This is a genomic window from Bacteroidota bacterium (assembly GCA_030706745.1).
In the GTDB taxonomy this organism is placed as follows: Bacteria; Bacteroidota; Ignavibacteria; order Palsa-1295; family Palsa-1295; genus PALSA-1295.
In genome coordinates, this window is sequence record JAUZNX010000003.1 from 182,374 (window position 1) to 205,934 (window position 23,561).

18 protein-coding genes are annotated in these 23,561 nt (G+C 51.4%); all 18 read right to left on the reverse strand.

What is annotated here, in order from left to right; genetic code table 11:
- Positions 1–167: 167 nt before the first annotated feature.
- Complete coding sequence (locus tag Q8902_05545; protein MDP4199017.1) at positions 168–740, reverse strand: cob(I)yrinic acid a,c-diamide adenosyltransferase; 573 nt, start codon at positions 738–740, stop codon at positions 168–170.
- A 43-nt stretch (positions 741–783) separates the two neighbouring features.
- Positions 784–1,014: a hypothetical protein gene (locus Q8902_05550; GenBank protein MDP4199018.1), complete on the reverse strand. Its 231-nt coding sequence runs from the start codon at positions 1,012–1,014 to the stop codon at positions 784–786.
- Entirely contained in the window at positions 1,011–1,247 is a 237-nt protein-coding gene (locus tag Q8902_05555) for a hypothetical protein (GenBank protein ID MDP4199019.1), read from the reverse strand. Before Q8902_05555 ends, Q8902_05550 begins: the two co-directional genes overlap by 4 nt.
- A 14-nt stretch (positions 1,248–1,261) precedes the next feature.
- A complete protein-coding gene (locus Q8902_05560; protein MDP4199020.1) occupies positions 1,262–2,269 on the reverse strand; it encodes a glycosyltransferase family 9 protein in 1,008 nt (335 codons plus the stop codon).
- A gap of 2 nt (positions 2,270–2,271) precedes the next feature.
- Complete coding sequence (locus Q8902_05565) at positions 2,272–3,099, reverse strand: lysophospholipid acyltransferase family protein (protein ID MDP4199021.1); 828 nt, start codon at positions 3,097–3,099, stop codon at positions 2,272–2,274.
- A 3-nt stretch (positions 3,100–3,102) separates the two neighbouring features.
- On the reverse strand, positions 3,103–4,548 hold the full coding sequence (locus Q8902_05570; protein MDP4199022.1) for a GWxTD domain-containing protein: 1,446 nt from the start codon (positions 4,546–4,548) through the stop codon (positions 3,103–3,105).
- 97 nt (positions 4,549–4,645) lie between these two features.
- The gene (locus tag Q8902_05575; protein ID MDP4199023.1) at positions 4,646–5,701 is read right to left on the reverse strand and encodes a PorV/PorQ family protein; all 1,056 of its coding nucleotides are present in this window, start codon (positions 5,699–5,701) and stop codon (positions 4,646–4,648) included.
- A 36-nt stretch (positions 5,702–5,737) separates the two neighbouring features.
- On the reverse strand, positions 5,738–9,805 hold the full coding sequence (locus tag Q8902_05580; protein MDP4199024.1) for a hypothetical protein: 4,068 nt from the start codon (positions 9,803–9,805) through the stop codon (positions 5,738–5,740).
- 70 nt (positions 9,806–9,875) lie between these two features.
- Positions 9,876–12,884: a carboxypeptidase regulatory-like domain-containing protein gene (locus Q8902_05585; protein MDP4199025.1), complete on the reverse strand. Its 3,009-nt coding sequence runs from the start codon at positions 12,882–12,884 to the stop codon at positions 9,876–9,878.
- Between the two features lie 134 nt (positions 12,885–13,018).
- Positions 13,019–15,064, reverse strand: a complete 2,046-nt coding sequence (locus Q8902_05590; protein ID MDP4199026.1) for a T9SS type A sorting domain-containing protein — start codon at positions 15,062–15,064, stop codon at positions 13,019–13,021.
- Between the two features lie 181 nt (positions 15,065–15,245).
- A complete protein-coding gene (gene yihA, locus Q8902_05595; protein MDP4199027.1) occupies positions 15,246–15,833 on the reverse strand; it encodes a ribosome biogenesis GTP-binding protein YihA/YsxC in 588 nt (195 codons plus the stop codon).
- 41 nt (positions 15,834–15,874) lie between these two features.
- The gene (gene rplI / locus Q8902_05600) at positions 15,875–16,318 is read right to left on the reverse strand and encodes a 50S ribosomal protein L9 (GenBank protein MDP4199028.1); all 444 of its coding nucleotides are present in this window, start codon (positions 16,316–16,318) and stop codon (positions 15,875–15,877) included.
- A 24-nt stretch (positions 16,319–16,342) separates the two neighbouring features.
- The gene (locus tag Q8902_05605) at positions 16,343–16,897 is read right to left on the reverse strand and encodes a single-stranded DNA-binding protein (GenBank protein MDP4199029.1); all 555 of its coding nucleotides are present in this window, start codon (positions 16,895–16,897) and stop codon (positions 16,343–16,345) included.
- 36 nt (positions 16,898–16,933) lie between these two features.
- Positions 16,934–17,326 (reverse strand): 30S ribosomal protein S6, encoded by a 393-nt coding sequence (rpsF, locus tag Q8902_05610; GenBank protein ID MDP4199030.1) that lies wholly within the window; start codon positions 17,324–17,326, stop codon positions 16,934–16,936.
- Positions 17,327–17,452: 126 nt separating this feature from the next.
- A complete protein-coding gene (locus Q8902_05615) occupies positions 17,453–19,402 on the reverse strand; it encodes a hypothetical protein (GenBank protein ID MDP4199031.1) in 1,950 nt (649 codons plus the stop codon).
- 302 nt (positions 19,403–19,704) lie between these two features.
- Entirely contained in the window at positions 19,705–22,296 is a 2,592-nt protein-coding gene (locus Q8902_05620) for a sodium-translocating pyrophosphatase (protein MDP4199032.1), read from the reverse strand.
- A gap of 368 nt (positions 22,297–22,664) precedes the next feature.
- Positions 22,665–23,045 carry a DUF190 domain-containing protein gene (locus Q8902_05625; GenBank protein ID MDP4199033.1) on the reverse strand — a complete coding sequence of 127 codons (381 nt, stop codon included), beginning with the start codon at positions 23,043–23,045 and terminating at the stop codon, positions 22,665–22,667.
- Positions 23,046–23,086: 41 nt separating this feature from the next.
- Positions 23,087–23,476 carry a fluoride efflux transporter CrcB gene (gene crcB, locus Q8902_05630; protein ID MDP4199034.1) on the reverse strand — a complete coding sequence of 130 codons (390 nt, stop codon included), beginning with the start codon at positions 23,474–23,476 and terminating at the stop codon, positions 23,087–23,089.
- Between the last annotated feature and the right edge of the window lie 85 nt (positions 23,477–23,561).

Sequence of the window (23,561 nt, forward strand, 5' to 3'; positions counted from 1 at the left end):
CCCATTGCTCATTGACAAAAGACTCATCGCTGCTCATGGGAGCGGGGAGGGCGTTCATTAAATGACAACTCAAAAGAGAGAATTAAAGTACTACTTTAACTTCCGGCACCTATTGCAATAGGCAAGCTGAAAATACAGCGCGAAATGCCGCTGCTTTGCCGTAGGAATTAGACTTTTCTGGCGGCATCCGTAGCAGCCGCTCCTGCCCACTCGATGTCGCGCACGCCAGCAAGCTGGTTTGCGCGGCGGGCAAGGACGAAGAGCAAGTCCGAAAGGCGGTTCAGATAGATGATATCGTTGGGACCGATCTTCTCGCGTGTGGTAAGCGTAACGAGCAGCCGTTCGGCGCGGCGGCAGACGGTGCGGGCATGGTGCAGATGCGCAGCGAGCGGTGTGCCGCCCGGCAGTATGAACCGTTTGAGCGATGGCAATTGTGCATCGTGCTCATCGATCGCGAGTTCGAGCGCTCGAACTTGCGATTCCCCAATGCGGGGGACTTCGTAATCGGACCTGGTTTCGAGCGGAGTGGCAAGATCGCCGCCGAGCACGAACAACTCCTCCGATATGCGCTGTAACAAATCAACGAACAGCTCACCGGACGCTGCGCGGACTAAGCCAATGCACGAATTCAATTCGTCAACGGTGCCGTATGCTTCGATGCGGGGCGAGTCTTTTGGAACGCGGCCTCCGCCGAAGAGTCCGGTCGTTCCGTCATCGCCCGTCTTGGTGTAGATTTTCATCGGTCGTTATGTGTTCCATGAATACATGGGGCGCACGGTAAGATCATGGTTGCAGGGATTCATGTAACAGGCGTTTCAAGTATTCGATCTTCTCCCGAAGCGCAGCAATTTCCTGCGGCGCCACAGCTTTGGAGGCTGGCTTCTGGTAGTAGATTTCGAGAGCATTTAGTTCGATGAGCATGTCAGTCAGCATGGTTAGCGCCGTCTTGAGATTGCCCGAGCGCTTGCCGTGCTTGAATTGCTCGTCTTCAAGAAGCTCTGAGTATTCTTTCATGCACTCGGGACAATTTGAGGGACAAATGGTGATTGTAGGATAGCTCCATATCGCCGGTACAACGCGCGGCTGCGTTGGCGCTGATTAATGATGCGAGTAATCGGCGTACGCCGCCATTGCTTCTGCTCTATCTCAGCAGCGGCATAGACGACTGGTCCGACGGAAATGAGAAACAGGAAAAAGGCTAGCTCAGCAATGCGCTTGCGAAGCGGAATCGACTTCGATTGTATCACGAATTCCTTGAACGTCAACTATTTAACGATAATGCCGTGATCACTCGTTCGAAGACTACTTCCGGGGTAATCTCTTTCATGCAGGCATGAGTATAGACCGGACAAGCGTTACTACCATGGGATGCGCAGGGCCGGCACCAGAGGTCTGCCATCTCGATGACCTCTCCCCTGCCTTTTGGGGGTGCAAATCCGAATGCCGAAACCGTCGGACCAAAAATGGTTAGTACCCGAGTTCCAACAGCAATGGCAAGATGTGCCGGTGCGCTATCATTCGAAACCAAGAGGGATGCCGCGGCGATCGCGGCTCCAGATTGGGCAAAGCTCGTTTTGCCCGTTAGGTCCAACACATTCGACTCACCGGCCAGTGCACTAATGTCATCCGCGGCATTTCGTGAATCGGCGCCACCAATAATTATGATACCTATCTTGGCGGATGAAAGTGCTTGCGCAAGCGAAGCAAAACTTGATGCACCCCATTGTTTGGTGGCCCACACGCTTCCTGGCGCAAGTGCAACGCAGCGATCGAAGCGGGTAGCGAACTGGGAAGCTTCGGGAAATACGCCACAATCCAGACGAGGTAGGCTACTATGTTCCACATTTGCGAAAAGAGTAGTGAGCGGAAGAATGGCTCGTTCATATCGATTCGACCACCCGGCGTCGGCAACCGTATGCGTGAGTCCGGCGCTGCGCATTGGTACAAATCCGAGCTTTCGTATGGCGTCCACCCGTGAGACTAATAGTTGGCTTCTGCGAGATCCATGTAGGGCAATGATGGTATCAAAACCCATTATGTTCAACTCAGCTGCTTTCTTCAACACTCCGGACCGGCCAGAATCTGCGCCATACTTGTCGAAAATGATAACATCATCGACATCGGGGCATACTTTGACAATCGCCGCTGCTTCGGGTCGGACGAGATATGCTATGAACGCATCGGATTGGATGCGCTTAAGCTCACGCGCTAAGCCGAGAGAGACAATGACGTCGCCAACAAATGCCGTCTCGATAATTAATGCACGCATGTTCAATCCGACTTTGCATGCTTCCATCGTCGGTGCTGCCACAGCCAGAGTTCTGGCTTCTGACGAATCGCCTGCTCAAGCAATGTTGTGTGTCGAGCGGTAAGAGTCAGGATGTTCTCCTTCGTGGCACCGACGAGATCGGAAGATTCAACGAGGTGAAACAGGCACTCATAGCCGCGCCGAGTTCTGCGAACAGGTTGAAGAAACAGAATTGGCGCACCGGATCGCAACGCGAGGCGAGCCGTGCCTTCAAATGTAGGGACGTCACGTCCGAAAAAAGTGACGCGCATATCATTCGCCCCGGCTGTTTGATCGCCCAGAATTGCCAGGAACGCCCCACCTTGAAGCGCTTTGAAAATAGCGCGAACATCGCCAGCATTCAGCATCTTGTTGCCAAAGCGAGTTCGCATTCGCCCAAGAAATCGCTCAATAAACGATGAGCGCTGATTCTTGATGATTACGCTCAAATGGCGCTGAACCCGCAATCCACAGCCGATAGCAAGCCATTCCCAATTCCCGATGTGGCCTGATAAAAGAATTGCGCCTTTCGAACTCGAAAGTATCGGATTGATGCGATCAAGGTTACTGATTGTCAGTCCCGAGCGAAGGGCCTTCGCGCGTGCAAATCGAAGGTAGAGCATTTCCGCGAAGACAATCCCTAAGTTCGAAAAGCTTCGTCGAGCGATCGAACGAAGCTTCGAGGATTGCATCGTCGGAAAAGCTCGATGCAGGTTATCCAATGTTACATCGCGGCGCAGTCCTAGGAAATAGGCTAGTTGACCGAGAAGGGAGCCCAAAAGACGAAGTAACAGGAGCACAGCCCCAGACATCACTCAGTGAGTAAGGCGGTACGCCTCACGATTATACCAGTCTGGCTCGTAATTCTCGCCAACTACCGTAGAATGGACAAGAACGAAATTGCCTCCTCCTTGGCGGTCCACGAAAACGAACATGGGTCGCGTGCTGCCGGCAGTAAGTCGCATATTGGGAGTGGGGTCGTATTCCCAGACGATGTATGGCTTCGATTCTGTTCCCACCATATGGGTATCATCGAGGGCCGATGGCAAGCCATAGATGATGAACACCCGACCTCGTCCGCTCTTCCATCCCGCCGTCTTCATGTGCGTATATAGTTTATTGGCAGAATCGACCCGCGACATGAAGTCGTGATATGCGCCAAGAGGCTTCACAGCGTTGTGGGCGGCATCCTGTTTACGCCAAAAATCGTAGAGGAAATGCCGTTTTGCCTCGACATCCTTCAGGCTTTTCACGTTGCTATGATCCGTTTCCGAACCCATATAGAGCGACTGCGCAATCCGCTCGTCGGCTTCTGACTCGGACAATTTTGAGAAATCGCTGGCAGCAAATAAGATGCTTTCATCAACAGCAGACTGAGATGGGGCTTCCTCCGAGAGCTTCATCTCTGACACAAAATAGAATGGCTTTTCAATTTCCGCCACGACGGCATCTTCATGTCGGATGCGGATGCGAAGCTTATAGGAATCTCCCGCCAGCCCATCAATATCGAGTGCACCGACGACTGGAAGAGTCTCGCCGGCAATTGATAGTTTCACCGACCCGGTAAGTACCTCCCTACCTGTGCCATCGACCACACTGGATACGACTTCCATACTTTGGGAAGGATCAATCAGCGGACGGGGCACATATACTTCCGTGTAATAGTAGAGTTTTGTGTAATTTTCACCAAACACCGCAGATGGATTCGGAGTCAATATCTCTCCTGCCTTCTCGAATGGACTTGTCTTTCCGAGTGACTTCTTCGCGGAGGACGCCATTTCAATCCCACCGAGCGCGAAGTGAGAATTCTCACGAGACGGAAGAGAAAGCGGAATCAGAATTGTATCATAAATTGGCTTTCCATCTTTTGCGCCTCGCTGCCAAAGAAATGCCGCGTTTGTCGTCGGTGCATATGGGATAGTAAATCCAGCGGCGCCCAAAAGCTTATTCGCGCCTAAAGAATCAACCTGCGCCTTTGTGCCAGTATGGCGCAGAGTATCGTTAATATCCTTGTTCGCAATCAATGCTCCGTTTTGCCAGATTTCGGTGCGCGCCCGGACCAATGCTGTCCAATTGTTGCCACTTTGATGGAATGCCAGCGCACGCTCTAAGACACCATAGAAGATTTCGACTTCACAGCGGGTGCTGTCATATCTGAACGCTACCGCATCAGCTTCGACAGGCCCTTGCTGAGCGCGAGTAGCGGTGATGAGAACGGAAAGCGTCGCGAGGGCGAAAAGAATAGAGCGAGTTGAGATCATAATTATACAAAACGAGTCCCAATGTATCTCGCGAACAGAGAAAATGGTTTCAGCATCCCGCCTATCCAAACAACAAGGATAAGCGGGAATCGAACTCTTATTGGAAGGTGGCGCTAAGTGAAATCCGATGAATCGATCCGAGCGCCCTTGTCAAATTGATCGAATAATCAACGGTGCCGGAAAAGTCTTCGCTCTTGTAGTGGTATCCAGCACCCGCACCCAGACCAAGCTGATCCTGATTGAACGCATAGCCAAGCCGGAACGCCGCCATATCATTGTAGATATACTCACCACCAAGGTTGAATTGCTCCGGACCATCAGAATGCGTCGAAAAATCGAAGTCAACATTTAACTTCTGATTTTCAACATTCCCTTGAAATATGTCCGTTGCCGCGCCAATTCGAAAGATAAGTGGCAATGCAAAATTGGCCGTTCGGAGATCCGAAGAAAGCGGAGTGCTCTTTTGATTGACTCCGCTTCCATTGTTGATCAGGACTGACAATGAATTGCCGGTGAAATTCCGATCGGACCCCAAATTCGCCAGATCCATCGAGATCCTCATGTGATAGAAGTCGGTCTGGTATAAGGAGCCGGCATCGAATGCAAATCCGTCGGCAGCCATGTCTAAGATTGCACTTCGAAGGTACTTGACGGTCGCACCATAGGAAAAGCGATCCGTCAATGCACCCGCAAGAGTAAGCGCAAAGGATAGATCGTTCGCATTGAACGTTCCGGCATTCGCGTCGTTTTGAATGGTCGAATACGCCAAGCTGCCGTAATCGACAAGAGTCAGCGCGGCGCCAAGACGATATCGATCGCTGATCGGCATGGACATACCGATGAATTCATGGGAAATGTCAGCAAACCAGATGGTATGCGTTGCTTCAACATTGATACCTGGCAGCCGGGCGATACCCGCTGGATTCCAGTACAGCGATGAAATATCGTCCGCCAGTCCACTATAGGCACCGGCCATACCAGAAGCACGGGCTCCGACCCAGATCTTTGTGAAGACCGACCCGGAGGCCCCAACGTTTGTGAAATTCGCAGACGTCGTCCCCGTCGTGGAAGCTCCTTGCCCGAACGCTAGATTCGAAACGGCAAGGAACCCACAAAGCAACGCAACGGCCCGCATCATATTTCTACGGCTCATATTAGACGCTCGGTTCATGTTCAGTTCTCTTCCTTACTATTTTGAAATACCGACGACGACCGCGAATTTCGTGGTTGTTTCGCCGATGACGGCGTCATTATTATTCGGATCCTTGGCAATCACTCGAGCGATTAGAACTTGACTTCCAATACGCTGGCGGCCGGATGTCAGGAGATTCCATTCTTCGACCGAATTCCGGTCACCCGGTCCACGGTTGTAGAAGTATGTCGTTGTTGTTTGTGCCGGATTACCAGGATCTTGATAAACAGAATCCTGATAGCCATAATGCTCAAGGGTGTTGATCAGCGTTCCATCGAGCGCATAAATCTCGATCGTCGCGCGTGGTGGAAGCCGTGTAAAGAACAGTTTGGCATTGTCAGTAGATGTTTGTCCTAAATGCGTCACGACATACGGGTTCGGTACAACCTGGACCTGATCGAGCACATTTTGTGTGTACAAGCTTGCATTCGCTGCATCGACGGTGCTGCCGCCAGTCGTCAGGATCCGGAACTTCGCGCCAGGGAACGGCAGGTTCTTTGTGATCCCGCTGAAGGCAAGTGTCACTTTGTCGCCCGGCTGGAAATCACGTAGATGCGGGGTACCAAGCGTTGTGCGACCACCTGTTTGGAGGTCGGATTTTGCCTCGGGTGCATTGAATATGATCTCGGCACCGGCAACCTTCAAGCGATGGACAACGAGGTGGTTGTATCCACCATTCATGTTGCCACTTGTGTCAAATCCTCCGCTCACCGGCACGTCAATCGGCCAGTAGAAGGGGCCGACGGTCGTTGCGATAAGAGTTGGCGAGGTGTGATTTGTTGTAAATGGATTTGCATCATCATAATGATACGCATCCATTTCGTACCAGCCTGGATTGGGCACCTTCATAGTGTCAGGATCGGCAGGATGTGCATGGTTCGGATCGTTGAACCAAGGATATACGAAACCAGCAGAACCAAAGGTATCTTTATAGTAGAGACCATTGTATTCGATTGTATAATTGATGAGGCTGTCCTCAATATGGCGCAATTCTGCGGAAGGACATCCTGCGATGCGCACGTGTAACGGAAGCACCTGTGGACTAAATGTCACATTGTGCTTCGTATCGGTGATTGTTGGAGCCACGAAGGACACCTTTTGTGAAGGAGCAAGATCGTGTGGCACTGGAGCGACGGTCGCAGGAGTCTGTTGGAAGTTGTCAAATGACACTTCATACGCAACATTTCCCAGCGCGCCCATAAATGATGGTCGCGTGTTGCCTTTCGTCGCATTCGAAATCGCACCATAATTATCACTCAAGAGTGCGGTGCGGAGCGACATGCTCATAATCGACGTATCGACGCCAGCCGATGCCGATACTCCATCGAGCGAATAACCTGCGCTATCCTGCGTGAAAGTCAGGTCGGCAAGTACCCGAAAGGTCCGATCGATTGTTTGTTGCGGTGCGAACGCAGAGTTATCGGTTGTGAAGGCCGAAGAAAATGTCGTGTCAGGTAGAACCTGTCCCAGTTTCTGCTTAACGACGATCGGCAATCTTGGTGAAACCTGCGGGAAGTTATAACCTTCCGTTGAGGCTGGCGGATTATGCATACGCGCATACGTATTGTCTAGTCCGTTCTTCGTATCCGTTACATCCACCCACTCCTGGAGGTAGCTCTTGAATAGAGCAGCCGGCCCATATTCTGCCCACCGAGGCTGGAAGGCGACGTCGATTTCATCATTGGTGTAGACGGAAAGGAATCGTCCCGAATCGATAATATCGAGCCGCACATCCTCAAGCCCACCGGCCATGCAATTGTTCGCAAGATCGTTCGAGGCGTTATCAGCGAAATGCGCAATGAACGGTGGCTTTGAAGGGATCTCCTGCACAAAATTCTTGTCTGGAACGATCGCAGTGAAGAGTGGCCCGACCTGGTTGATCGAGTCAAACTCATCGTACGCTACGAGATAGTAATAATAGCGCACCCCATTCAACAAACCTTCGCTCCCGTTGATGACACCGTCGTGGTTGTCATCGCCCACATCAAGATAATGATGAGGAATATCATGTGGGGTGCTATTTTTGCGCCGATAATGCCAATGGCTAAAGTGTGCCTGCAATGAATCGATTCGCGTCCATTTATGCAAGGTTGAACTGTACAAGCCGAATGTATCGATGGCGAACACAGAGTCTGTTGCAAAATCGTAAAGCTGCCATTGCTTCAAAAGCACATCCGGATTAATGCCATCTGGACGAATCGTGCTATCATGATCGCTACGTGTCGAACGCCACAGTTGATAGCCAAGAAATGGCAGAGTGGTATCCAGCTTCGTCACACTGCGTCGGAGCTGTGGCACGAAGATCGTGTCCCGGGTAATGTTGTGCAATCCCGTTACGTAATCAAAACTCTTTTCAGCCGTCGAATCCCATGTGACGAGAACCGCACGGTCGAGAGACTTCGTCGTTATAGTTGGAAGTGAAGGCGGGACCGGCGACAGAAAGTGATCCACAACGGCGACATAATTGGTGTCAAAGGCTCCGTTGGTGTCCTTCGTGATTGTACTATCAAGTACCTTTGGTTCTCCAAAGACTTGATGTGCAAAATCGGTCAGTTGGAGCAAAGCACCAAAGTTGGCTCTGGCATCGGTCGGGCTGACTCGCGCGACTGTGAACGCCACCGTTGTCTCTACATGCTGCCCTGGTGGCAGGGTAAACGGTCCAGTGCCCATACACATACGCTGATCGTTCGCGGTCGCGGCAGCGACGTCGCGGGAGCCGGCGGATACGAAGTCATATCGGAGATCTTGCGTCGCAGGATCGTTGTTGATATTCCATGCTCGGAACGTCACAAGTCCCTGTTGATTTGTCTGGAAGAGACTCTTCGAGCCATAATAACCGTTCAGTGCAGCGCTATCGTCATTCGGAATGATATTGCCATTTGGCCCTTTGACAGGACTCTCAAGGAAACTCATTCCCAGCATTCCGTGTGCTTGGCCCTTATAAGGAGCGGTCCGATATTGATAAGCCATGTTCAATGCAGAAGGATGCGTATGATACGGCTCCCGAAGCTGTGCAAGATCGGAAACATTTGCATTTGTTGTGGCGACTGCGTCCGATACGTAGCTATTAAAATCATTTCCAGCCCCACCGTCTGCAGTACCAAGATCAACATCAAACGCGGGAGCGATCCAGCAGTCTAGCAGACTGTCTGAAGATGAGTTTATGATTCGATAGCGGACAAACACCATATCACGATATCGGCCAAAGCTCCAAGAATAAACGACCTCCTGCACATCGATCCCAAACGGATATCCTTGGCCTTCTCGAAACTCCGGATTATTTTTGGTGTCGGCGTCCGTGTAGAGATTCACAATGTCTTCCTCGGAAACAATTGCCGGCTTGGCCGTCGGCTTAATTTTTTGAAGCGTGGCCAAATCGCGCATGGATACATCAGAGATGTAATCGCCGAAATAGAAATTGCGGAAGAGTGTTTTACCGGTCGCAGTATCCCAAAGTGGCCACGCACAGTATGGTGGCGGCACGACGGTAGAGCTCCCAGAAATGAACTTACCGGTGGTCTTATCATATCGGGGACTGACGTAACTGATGTACTTAGAATCATAATTCGTCTGATCGGTTGCAGTCTTACCGCCACCATCCACAGCCGCTTTTTCGCCTTCGACGTACCAACCAGCACCCGAGTTCGGATTATATCCGAGATCACAGAGTTTGCGTCGCTTCCCCTGAATCTGCTTTTTGGTTGCGAACCAAATTCCGCCACCAAAAATGTAGCTATCGCCGGATCCACGTGGCCAGAAGAGGCCTTCATCATTTCCATTGCCGGCGTAAAATAGCATCCCACTATTGGTATAGTAGAACGACATGTTGCTATAGACATTGAGCTGACGCCGGAAACTCAGCGGCGTCGAACTTCCCTTTTTGCCTTTCGGGACCAGACGCGCCGAAGAATCCGATGATGTGCATAGCACGAGCGTGAAAACCGCCAGAAGTCCAGCAAGCATAGAGCTTGCCGACCAAAGCGATGTCAGTCTGCGGATGCGCATGCTGTCAAGCGGCACGCCTGCGCTGAGGGCCGGTGCGCCCAATTGAGTGCGAATTGTCATACAGGTCTTTCGATTCTAAACTTTTCTTTTTCGTTAAAGCGGGAATTCAATCGTGTTGAGCGACGCTCCGTCAAAACCGAACGATCACGTTGAAATATGCGCGGCGAGGAATTTGATAGAAAAGATGCCGCGAGAGATTGTCATTGCGAAGCCGAGTGAAAGATGCTTGCTGATCGGCAACGGTGACAACGTCGCTCACATTGCCAATTTTATCATGCTGGGCGATTCTTGCATTATAAAGTGGCTTGCCGAATTGATCGAACGGTCCATTCACCGGGTCGTTCACGTAATCAATCGTACTGCCCCAGACGCCGAGAGAACCGTCATTATCACCCTGACCCGTCGTCGGAAACACCTCCAAAGGAGTAGTGCGATTGAACACGTTGGATATTTCAAGTTGGAGATCCATCGACAGGGACTTGAAACTCGGTCCGAGCAAGTCCTCGAATGGAATAGTGCGTGTCAACGTGGCATCCGTCTGGAAGTAATCTGGCTCGCGATCGCCATTGAAATCACCAATTTGCGCGCCACGGAGATCGTATCGCGTATACGGCACTCCGGACTGATATTCTGTTGTAGCAGCAAGCGAGAATTCCTCCAGGAGCTTCGAACCAAAGAGCGTCGGACCTTCGCCTTTATTGTAATTCAGGTTGAAGATGAGCTGCGCCACATGAGGCTTATCGAAACTAAGCGGGAACGGCTGGAGCGGAAGTACTGCCTGCTCCGAATTCGGATCGGCATTGATCAGCTGTGCATAGTTCTCTGTCGCGGAGGTCGATGTTCCTTTCGCGGATGAATACGTGTACTGGAGTTTGACCGAGTAATTATCTGACATTCGTTTCTCGAGGATGACTTCGATCGCGCGAGAGTTGCCGTATTGATCGTCTGAATAGAGTAAATAGCCAGTTGCGAGCAACGGACTGGAAATGCGTTGAAGACCAGCATCATTGCGAAGGTCCTTATAAATGCCGTGAATTGAAAGTGAAACGACGTCTGAAACCTGCGTAGAGAATCCAACGCCGACTTCCCTGGTGCGTTCCGCTTTCAAGCCACCATTGCCAATGAGATTATTCCCACGCAGCAAAGCCAATCGAAGCAATGCATCGTTACCGGCTGCGTTCTGCAATGCAGAATAAAGATTCGGTTGCTTGAAATACCAGTTGTACCCAAAATCGAACGTCGTTTGGTCCGTGACGGCATAGGTGATAGCCAAACGCGGCGACAACTGCGTTTGCAGCGGCGTTGCTGTTGTGCCCGTACCGATCGGATCATAGATATTATTGATCGTCTTGGTCCCGGGCTGATACATGTCAAATCGAAGCCCTGGGTTGAATGTAATGTCACTGAACTCCATCTTATCCGAAACGTTGATCGCCCCGGTATACGGATGAACGTAAAAGGAGTCCTTGAAAGGATTCGCATCCCACGGGAGCCCGTTAGAATATTGAAAGAGTGACATATAATTGCCTTCGACTCCGCCTGATAGATAGTGCGATCCGATTTGCACCGAATACTGACCCTTAAATTGGCTCTGTCCGGTATTTTCCTGGCTGATCCCATAGACATTTCCTACCGTAGGAAATATGCCAGGAAGCCCGTAGGCGTTATTGGTTGTATACGTAATCGGTGGTCCTTCAATATGACCAGTGAAGGGATTCACTCCGGGCACGGAATTTCCGTATGGCTGAGTCGGATTCGCTGGATTCGGAATCTGTTGCGAAACTTGCGTGAAGATATCGATGATCCCGTCGCCGCCCTTTATGACACTCTGATCCTGATCGTTCCATGTGTAATTATCCGCGATGGACATGAACTTCGGTGAGTGAAGCGCATCGACGGGCTGGGATTGATCGTACTTGCCAGTCTGCGAATTGATGATGCTATACGCCCCGGTCAATTCGAGAACTCCATCGCCGATCTGACCGCGAGCATTAAAATCATAGACATTATTGACTGTGTTCGAAGCAGGAAGGTAGTAAGGATCTAAATAGAGGAAGCTCGCATCGTTAATGAGATCGGTTTCCGAACTCAGTTCCGCATCAGCCGACATATTAAAGCCGAAAGCATCGAATGTCAATTTGGCACTTCCATAGCGGCGCCATCGGCTATCGTGTGGGAGTTGACCAACATTGTTCCCCAGCGGATCGGTAACTCCAAGTCCATCATTGACAAGAGTCGGATCCGTAAAAACATTATAATACTTGAAGGAATTAAGTTTTGCGGTCACAGCATATTTTACCGCGTCCGTCACAAGTGGTCCGCTAACGGAGACTTCATAGAGGTTATCCCCTGCCGGCATCTGTTTAAAGCCGTTGGAAGACGTACCAAACAACGCCGGGATCTCGGTTCGATAGTGAGCCGACACATCCAGCGTATTGGTCCCCTGTTTGGTCTGCGTATTGACCATACCACCGGTAAATCCACCTTTCGAGGCATCGGCATTGCCTGTTACAACGTCAACTTCGGAGATAGCCAGACGCGAAATTGATTGCTGGAGTGTGCTCGTGCGCCCAGTCAAGGGATCGCTGATTTCGACATTGTTAATCTTAATAGCGTTCTGAGTACCACGGCTGCCATGGACTGAGAATCCGCCATTCGAATTGTCCTGGACCAATCCGGGAGTCAGCAAAATAACTTGATCGAGCCGCTGTCGTGAAGGCATGCTCATGAGGACTGACGGGGCGAACTTGGTCGAAATGTCAGTTTTCGTCTTGTCTACTTGTTTATCACTGGTGACGATAATAGTGACATTCTTGGAACCGAGCTTGAAGTTGAGTGAGGTCGTAATGTCGGACTGAACCTTTACATGGTAAGCCGTATCCGGTACGTAACCGGCGTACTTTGCTACCACGGTGTAATTCTCGCTCGGGGGGAGATTGATGATTGTCGCAACCCCGTTCTCTTTGCTGTACGCCCCCTGCTTGGTTTCGAGAACCTGCACGCTAGCATGGAGGAGCGGCTCGCCAGTCTTAGCGTCGACCAACTTCGCGCTGATCTTACCGTACTGCGCCTCGGCCGTTCGAGCGGTGCAAAGACCGACAATTGCCAGTGCCCCAAAGAGTAGAATTCTATGTCTCATACCAGTTTGAAATTTCCGTTTCACGAGTCTTCGCATTATGATCCTCGTTCTTTGTCGCTATTTGATTCGAAGCAAGAACACATGAAGGCACTCGGAGTCGCGGCCATTTCGCCGCGACTCCCTTTCGAAGCCAATTATTGGAGATACACTACTTTTTCGGTCGCCACAGATGCACCGTTGCTAACAGTAACGAAATACACACCCGGCGCGAGTCCTAACAGATTTGGGTTGAGCGTATAGCTTCCATTGGATGTAGCCCCAAGCTTGTGAGCATCGATGCTGAAGCATTCACGACCCAGTGCATCTCGAACATCGAGGACGGTGCTACCGGATGTTATCGACGACCAGGAAATGGTCGTCGAGCCACTAAATGGATTCGGGCTCGCAGCGATTTGAGCGCTGGCAGTTGGGACTGCAGACACCGCCGCAGGGGCGGTAGTAACCGTAGCATGCCCAAAGTTGATAATATCGAAGCCTGGCGTCACACCATTTTGAACGACCCAGCCTGCTGCGGAGTCAATCGATGTGAGCAGGTGATACGTCGGGGCACCTGATGATATCGGGTTATAGTAGGATGTTTGCGGATAGCGGTAATCATACTTCTGACCAGTACCACTATTGACTAACCAAGGGGTCGGTGTTCCCCATGTCAAACCACCATCCTGGCTTTCTGAATAATAAATGCTTCCGTAGGCCAGCGTGTCAAACGTGGAGCCGTCGTCAGTTACGAGGGCGCTGTCGCCGTTCGCATAGGTCTGATAGACGACAGCAAGACGCCCCGACTTCGGGGTAAGGGCAATGGCCGGGAAGTTAATCATCTCGCCCTGAATGTGAACTTGACTACCAGCCGGAAGATGCATGACATTCGGGATTGGATTGTCTACGGTTGTGGTCGTATCAGCATGGGCTATTACCGTGCTATCGCCTGTCAGCATATTCTTATAATAGAGAATTGCCGAATTCGGGTAGTACGTAATGGACGGTGCATTGCTGAAATTCCAGATCGAACGCTCGAGTACGAACTTTGGCGTCTCGCCGTCAAACCAAAAATCAAAATTATCGGTCGGCGCAAACTGATTAAGAAGTTGATCCGTGTTCGGATCAACAGCCGAGACTACATCAGGATCCGCAGTCCAAGTCGCGCCGCCGTCTGTGGATTCCGAATAAAAGATAGTAAGTGTCGGATCGTCCGGCGAAGTTGGATACCCGCCGGAGCTCGCAAGGCACTCCCAGGCGACTCCAATCCTTCCGGTGGCAGAAACCTGAATGCGATAGGCACCTCCGTAAGTCAGTCCGTCACCGGTTGCTCCAGAATAATCACCTGGTTTCGAAAGCCATTGGGACTGACTGGTATTCTGCCCGAGAAAATATGCGCTATCTTTAGATGGCGTCAATGCAAATTTTCCGAACTGCAATTGATCAGAGGCGTTGCCATTCGAAGTAGGAGAAATTGACGCAAGCGCGTAAATAGTGTCATTCGTGGGATTTATCGCGAGGACCGGCCAAATAATATCAAGATTTCCAGTGCCGTCCGCGTTGATGCGGCTTGCAAGGCATTGAGAGAAATTGCCCGCTCCAGGCTGCCCCTTCTCAATATAAAGGGCGGTATAGAGATTGCCGTTGCCTCCGGGATAGTAGCGGTGGGCGATAATAATCGGCACCCACACATCACCGCGTTTCATCAGCGTCATATCGGCATATCCCTGACGGGCGCTCGAGAGCAAGACCGGATTGTTCCAATGAACACCTCCATCGCTGCTGAAGAGATAGAAGCAGCGGCGTCCGGTATCGGCAGTAAATCCTGGGCCGGCAGCGGTCGCCGTATCAGACGCGGAAAGATCCAAATTCGCGGTGACGACGGCATGAACGTTCATTGGATTCGAGGGATCAACCTGAATATTGTGGAGTGAGCGCCCATTCGATTGCTGCACCCACGTGCCCTGGATTGGCAGAGTATTAATTCCTGGAATCGAAATGGAAGCCGGAAGCGGGTCCATCGGAACGGAGTGATACGATGCGGACTGCCCAACAAAATGACCGCCAGGGGCAGCGCTCTCGTTCGGAATGGAAATTCGTGAAGCTCGAGACGATTGGAGTACCCGAGACTGCTGGGAGTAGCCAGCGACGGAGCAAACGAGCACAATCGCAATGGATGAGATACTTAGTAACGACTTCTTCATAGACTTTCTCGACGGTTGTTGAAAATCACTCTTCGGCTGGTCGGAATGCGACACGCGAACGGCGCGGCAGCCTTAGTCCTGCAAAAATACGGCAATTTTTGTCCGGACATGGAAAAGCTGGTCAAAAAGTCCGGATCGCGATTACTTATTTCTCAGACGAGCACAAGAACCCATGAATAGATCACTCGTCGCTCGATAATGCCGATTTTTTTATGAATTCTCGTAGCGGAGCGATCCCTCGTCCAAGCCGGCTCGATGTTGCCAGCACGGACCGCTCAGAACCGAACTCGGAAGTAATTGCTGATTTCAGCGATGCAAGATCTCTCTGTTTTGCATGATCGGATTTGGTGAGAACCACAAAAAATGGTACTGAGTTTTCCTGCAGCCACTGCATGGCCTCGCGATCACTGGACATGAGCGAATGGCGGGCATCGATCAACACGCCAACGGCACGAAGCCGCGTATTGGTCAGAAGGTACGATTCAATGAGCCTTGCCCATTTCGCCCGTTCCGTCTTCGCTCGACGAGCATACCCATACCCAGGCATATCGACCAGATAGTATTCCTTCCCGATCAGAAAATAATTCAGTACCTGGGTTTTTCCGGGAGTCCCGCTAGTCCGGGCGAGTTGCTTCCGATTCGTCAGCGCGTTAATCAGCGAGGATTTACCTACGTTCGATCGGCCTGTCAGTGCAACCTCTGCCAGACCATCCGCAGGGCAGTCCTCAAGTTGAGCGACGGAGCGGACGAACGAAGCACTCAGAGACATATCAGGCCTATGGGACCTATAGGCCCGGACGAAATCAATGGTTACTCAGCAATCACGTTCACACGGATTTTTCCAACGACGCCGTGCTTGAGATGGACTGCCACCTCGTGCACACCTAGCGTGCGAATCGGATCCGCGAGGACGATGGCACGGCGGTCGATTTCATAGCCCTGGTTACCAATGCTATCCGAAATCATCTGACCGGTAACCGAACCGTACAATCGGTCTTCCTCACCAACTCGCATCGGGATCGTGACTGTCACTCCTTCGAGTTTTTGTGCGAATTCGGTCGCACTCATTCGTTCGCGTTCGATGACACGCGCTCGGAGCCGCATTTCGTGCTCGATCTTCTTGAGCGCGCCGGATGTGGCCACATAAGCTAGTCCGCGGGGAACGAGATAATTTCGTGCAAACCCATCGCGCACTGTAACCGCATCGCCTGGATTACCTAATTTCGTAACTTCTTCTCTTAGAATGACTTTCATCGTTGCTCCTAATTCAAACTTCAACTATGCGTGCTTTGATTTCAGCTTGATCTCGATACCGATCGGTGCTTCCGCCACCTCGGCGAATAAGACTTCTTCAGCGCTTCCCTCGTCGAAACCTGCGGCAATGCGAGATTCCATTGACGGCTCCGAAGAATGTGGTTCACTGTGCGGAGATCCAATTTCAAAGTCGTCCGTTAAATCGACGAACTCCTGCGCGAACTCCGGATGCTCTTGCTTGTTCAGAAATTGTATTCGGTGCGCTTTGATCTCAACAACCGTCCGAGCAGTTGCATCGTCTCCATGCCATGTGCGGCTTTGGAGCTCACCATCAACAAGAACCGCACTCCCTTTGCGAAGCTTAGCCATGCAGCTATCCGCGAGTTTGCTCCAGGCGACTACGCCCACATAGCAGACATCCTCGGACCACTGGTTGCTTGCATCTCGATACCGATGGTTCGATGCAAGACAAAAATTGATCACCGAAATCCCGTTCGTCGTCTTGCGAATTGCCGGATCCTTGGTTAGGTTACCAGCGATCATCACATGATTGACCTCGGGCATTTTGAGACATGCCATAGCGATTGCTCTCCTCGCTTTCCCTTCCTTGGGGAATTACATCGTGGATCCACCCGCTGCGAGCGCCGCTGCTTCCCGACGCGCATGGACTTCTTCCGCTCGCTTGATCATGGCGATTCGACCCTTGATGGCCGATTCGGGCGTGACCAACGTCAGCCAGCGAATAATATTATCGTCGAGATCATACATTCGCTCTAAACGAGTGATCATTCCACCCGGCGCGGTAAAATGTGCCGAAACGTAAAAACCTTGCGTTTCACGACCAATTTCATACGCGAGCTTTCTGCGTCCCCATCGCTCCATTTCGATGACTGCGCCACCATTCTTGGCGATGAAGTCCTCAATTTTGGAAATGGTCGCGTCAATTTGCTCGTCCTGTAGTGATCCTTTGACGATAACGGTCGATTCGTATCTCTTATTCTCTGCCATTAATTTTTCCTATGGATACCGAAGCAGCCCCACAAGAAGCTGTGGAGCAGGAAACCACGAGATGGATTCACGTGGCGGGGCTAAACAATAATTGGGGAAAGAGGTTTCAGGACACAGAGCAATTCACTATGGCACAAAGAAACTTGCGCCGATTCGCAGGCCCGCCGGAATGCCCTGATAGAATGGGGATTGGTGGTCGAAAGCGTCTCGCCAGGAGAACCGCATTAGTCCAAGGGTGACATCGGTGTGGGTCAGTAGCACAGTAACTCCAAGCGTTGTCTGAATGTCCCAGTGCAGGTCTCCTGATGGGTGGGGATCGCTACCCAAAAATGACTTCTCGAAATTTATGGGTTCAGTCGTTATAGCGAAATGTGGCGAAAAATGGTACCGCAGGACATACCCGAGTTCCGCAGAGAGAGAATAGTCCAACTCCACTCCATTAGCAAATCCGGGATTACGTTCTCCACTACTATTCCTATCCCAAAGGACTTGGAGTGATCCCCCATAGAGTCGATTTGCGAATTGGGTAAATTCGAAATTGATTGGGGTAATAGAAAAGCTCATACCAGTGCCGATGTGTGCACTCTTGATCTCAGCAGCCGCCGGTACTTTCCATGCCTCGCCTTTGAAGGGCATCGGTTCTCTGGTGCCGATCAATTCGGAGAACCACTCGCCCAAGTCCCAGCTATCAGACCAGCCAGCCGAGAAGCCAAAATCATTCTTAATCCAGCCGGTTGTCGTAAACCGCGGGATTTCAGCACGAAGCCAAAGCCTGCGATCGATGATGCCTTCAATTTGAAAGAACGATATCAGATTCCGGGTTTCCCCAATATGCGTGCCGAACACGAACTCCCGTTCGAAGGGAGTCACGCGAAGATCGAAGTCGTCGGCAAACTGAAAGACCAGTGAATAGCCAAGCCGAAGTAATGGCGCAGTCGAGTGATCAGCATATTCGCGGATACCGTAATTCGCAATCAAAGCGGGTGTAACAGGTCCGACTGTCGGGACTGGAACGTCCAGATTAAGCACAAGACTATAGTCACGCGCTGTCCCATCTCCTGTTGGAGCCGTTTGGTGGAAATCAACTCCGGCATGAAGCAATGGACGCCATTCGCGTTCATCCTCCCGCAACTTCCGCTCACGCGCCTGACTCTTCCAGCCTACAAAGAACTCATCGAGGTAGCGTTGCCAGGATCTTGCCTCGTACCCCGTATCGATGCGATGATCCCGTTGCTCATGGAGAACATTTTCGCACAGTACTATTAGTAATTCCTCCAGGGCATCCGCAGCGCGCAACGCTCCTTGTGAAAGGCAACTATCATCGACCTGGTAAGGATTCTTAGCTGAAGAGCAATCCACTCCATAAGCGATTTCTCTCCAGTACTCGGCGTCACGATGATCTGTGAACTTATGGTGCCATGGACCGAAATAGAACCGCTCTGCCGAGGGATGAAGAAAGAACGGAATGATCGCCGTCGGCTGCCAGAACCGGCAATAGACGATACGGCCGAGAGAATCGCGTTCAACATGTGCTTCGGAGTACGAATCGGCAACGGAATGCATCAAGCCGTAGACATCATGATCGCCAGCGCGAGCTGCGAGCGCATTGTTCAAGACCTGTTGAAACATCGAGGTAATGAATGCAACGCAACGTGGATATGCCGAGTCGTACAGCATATGAGGGTAGCCACGAATCGGGTCTGTCGTCGTGTCCCAATACACGTCGCTGGATCGCGCAAGGAAATGGAAACACTGGGAATTGCCTTCGAATTGTCGTGAAAGCACCATATCAAGATTTCCGCTCCGAACGATCGGCAAAGAATTCAGCGGATCGGCGACAGCATTCTTACCCCACCGTCGCGGCTGATCCAGTATGCGATATGCAATAAGCGCATCGAGCGCGTCTTTGCCAGAGAACGTCCGACCAGCTATCGCAGAAAGCCGCTCGATGTTCGCTCGCGAAAGTAGATGCCGATAGGCAGTAGCCTCGATGACATTATGGCCATTAGCCGTGAATCCGGCGCATCGGGCAGTTACTAGACTACTCAGAAGCACGGCAAATCGAAGGCTCCGCATGAGCTGTTGGCAAGCGAGCGGCGTGCCAACGACACTACCTTATGGGTTCTCGAATAGAGCCCGCGCTGCAACTCCCTGATTGGTACGAAGTGCAAAACATTGACGTACGCGAGACATCCGGCTTGGGGATCCATCGTATTTCGCGGACGCCCGCGTGCAGATTGCCACCATCAATTCTATCCAACAGCCTTCGGTCCTCATTCCAGAAGTAGATATCGACTGGTCCGGATTTATCCAAAGGAAAGGACGTGCGATATCGCACGTCCTTTTGAAAAACAATTCAACATAGAGTCGCCTGAATGTTATTCCATTCCGATACGCATGCGATAGAATGAACGCCACACGAAGGTCGCTGAGATCAGAAAGAACACGAGAGCCAGAACTCGACTAATTCCCGGACCGGTCTCCACAGTAAGCTTGACTGCTAACTCGACTGCGAGCAATCCGAACAACGTGGTAAACTTGATGACGGGATTGAGAGCAACCGACGACGTGTCCTTGAAGGGATCGCCAACGGTGTCCCCGACGACGGTGGCATCATGCAGTGGCGTCCCCTTCTGTTTCAATTCGACTTCGACAATTTTTTTCGCATTGTCCCATGCGCCACCGGCATTCGCCATGAAGATCGCCTGGTACAAGCCAAAGATTGCGATCGAAATCAAATAGCCAATAAAAAAGTATGGCTCGACGAATGCAAATGCAAGCGTTGCGAAAAAGACAGCGAGGAAGATATTGAACATCCCCTTCTGTGCGTACTTCGTACAAATCTCGACAACCTTCTTGCTATCCTTGACAGAGGCCTTTTCAGTGCTTTCGAGATTGATATTGGCCTTGATGAACTCCACTGCACGGTATGCGCCCGTTGTCACCGCCTGCATGGAGGCACCGGTGAACCAATAGATCATCGCTCCGCCAGTGATCAGTCCAAGCACAAATGGTGCATGCAACAGCGAAAGATACTCGGTATTTACCGTGAGTCCATTCGTGAGTGCCATGATGATCGAGAAGATCATCGTCGTGGCACCAACGACCGCCGTACCAATCAATACCGGTTTCGCGCTTGCCTTGAACGTATTGCCTGCACCGTCGTTCTCTTCGAGCATGTGCTTGGCCTTTTCGAACTGAACATTGACATTGAAATCGCGCTTCAATTCCTGCTCGATATTCGGAACTTGCTCGATGAGCGAAAGCTCGTATACCGACTGCGCATTGTCCGTCACAGGACCATAGGAATCAACGGCGATGGTCACAGGGCCCATGCCGAGGAATCCAAATGCAACGAGTCCGAATGCAAACACTGCGGGTGCAAGCATAAGCGGGGTCATCGTGTTCGGCAACATTCCACCAAGGCCGTGCAAGCTGACTGTGTAGCCGAGCGCCATCAGGATTACCATGGTGAGCCCCAGCCAATAGGCCGAGAAATTCCCGGCTACCAGCCCTGAGAGAATATTGAGTGATGGACCGCCCTCACGTGAAGACGTGACGACCTCTTTTACGTGAGTGGATTTTACCGAGGTGAATATCTTCACCATTTCCGGAATGATCGCACCGGCAAGCGTGCCACATGAGATAATCGTCGCAAGTTTCCACCACAATGTCGTGTTGCCACCCAGACTCGGGATCATCACCGATGAAACAACGAACGTGAGTCCGATCGAAATGATCGAAGTCAGCCATACCAATGATGTGAGTGGTGCCTCGAAATTCATCTCGTCGGCCTTGCCATATTTCGCTTTGGCCCAAATGCCATTGAGAAAGTAGGCACCGGCGCTGGAAACAAGCATCATGATGCGCATCGCGAAGATCCAGACGAGGAGCTGTACCTGAGCAGTAGGATCCTTAACCGCCAGCAAAATAAACGTGATAAGCGCAACACCAGTCACGCCGTATGTCTCGAATCCGTCAGCAGATGGCCCGACAGAATCTCCGGCATTATCGCCAGTGCAATCGGCAATAACGCCAGGGTTACGCGCATCGTCTTCTTTGATCTTGAAGACGATCTTCATGAGGTCGGCTCCGATGTCAGCGATTTTAGTAAAGATACCACCGGCAATTCTCAGTGCTGCAGCACCAAGGGATTCACCGATCGCGAATCCGATGAAGCAGGGTCCCGCATAATAAGCTGGGACAAAGAGCAGAATACAGAGCATGATAAGCAGCTCGACGGAGATCAGCAACATGCCAATCGACATACCGGCTTCGAGCGGAATTGCAAAGATCGGATACGGCTTGCCGCCCAATCCGGCAAAGGCCGTGCGCGAATTGGCGAAGGTATTGACGCGAATGCCAAACCAGGCCACGCCGTAACTGCCGAGAATACCGACAATACTAAAGAGCAGGATGATCGTGACTGTTTGACCCACCGGGTGTCCGGGCGTAGGAGCGAGTACGCCGAAATAAAGGCCAATTACAATGGCGATGAAAATCCAGAGAACGGCGATAAACTTTCCTTGAGTAATAAGGTAGGTTTTACACGTCTCGTAGATCAATTCCGAAATTTCGCGCATGGAGCGATGCACCGGTAGCTTCTTAAGATGCATGTAAATCATGAGGCCGAAGATAAGTCCCGCCGCACAAAAGAGGAGGCCAATGAGCAACAGGTTGTGTCCACTCATGCCGAGAAATTGAACGCTCGAAAGATCGGGTAGAACCAGGTTCGCCTCCCCACCCGGTTCGTTGGTCGGAGCAAGCTTTTGGGCTGGCGTTTCCCCGTGACCTGCCAACTCTGCGCCGGGCTGCCCTTGCGCTGGTGCCGGTTGCTGCGTGACGACAGGGGCCTTTGCAGATGTTGTGTCGGTCTGCTGCGCCGAGAGCGGCGAACTGAATGCCATTAGCATCAACGCCAGCACGCTGAACAGGGTGGTGCGGATCGTAGAAGTAACTCGAGATTTCATGCGGTCCTTACAGTAACGTTCGTGAATGTGCGACTTGCACGGTACAATAAGCTACAAAAATACGCATATTTTGCCCGCAAGAATCAAAAAGGAGCCTGAACTTCATTCCTGCTTACTTAAGCTTTCGAGATTCTAGCGCCCAAGATTCGTTTTTAGCGTATTTCAAATTCAACTTCGTTGAAGTTTCCAAATCAATTTTGCAATTCGAGCCGAAAGAATTCACAAAGCCATTACCTCAATCCAATTCACTGCATGCCTTCCATCACTGCACAAGATTCTTCTTTCAGAATTGGGATGCGATCGAATAGGGAAATACGACTTTGACTTGTGGATTGAACAGCGCCAAACCATCTCATTTGGCATGAGTCCTACTTCCCCTTAGGATGCCGATAAATCACAACTTCGACCGGCTCAATTGTTACCATGCCGCCGGTGACGATCTCGTCGATCTCGGGCAGGATCGCGCGAATCCGGGACTCGCGATCAATCACTTCGACGATGATTGGAAGGTCGCTCGAAAGATATTCACTCAGGATGCTCCGCCGCTTCGCGCTCGCTCCGAATCCGGCAATCGCACGCTCGACGGTTGTGCCGGCCATACCACGCTCGCGAAAGTCATTCAGCAGCGCTTCCCACAGCGGCTTACCCTTCCATTCCCCTTCTTCGGCGCGATCGGACTCGCCGATGAAGATGCGCATCGTCACGAATGGATCGTTTGAATCGGCGGGTTTAACATCTGTTCCTTTCACCTGGATTACGCTGATTATGTTTTGATTTCGCTAATGGACTTCTATAGTATTGCTTCCGCGACAGCAAATCCTACCATACATGCCGCCGGGGCGAGCACCATTGTGCCACCCATGTAAAATGCCGCCGTCAAGTATTGACGCTCGGTCATTAGTGAAATGAACTCATAGCTGAACGTGCTCATCGTTGTATAAGCACCGCAGAAGCCTGTTGTGAGCATGAGGCGAACGTGCGGCGTCGAAGCAACACCAGTCAGATACCGCATCAGGAATCCAAGCAGAAGCGAGCCCGTGACATTGATAATGAACGTCGGCCATGGAAAGTCAGGTGGAGCGAAAGACCACCGCGAGAGCCACATGCCAATAGCATAGCGGCCCGTGGTGCCACACACGGCGCCGACAGCGAGGAATGCTAATGTTCGTAAACTAAACACTGGTATGCTTTGAATGCCTCAGTAGCTTCGAAAACGGCGATCTGCTATCTTTTGTCTCTTTTCTTCCCGATTAACGTGTAACTAT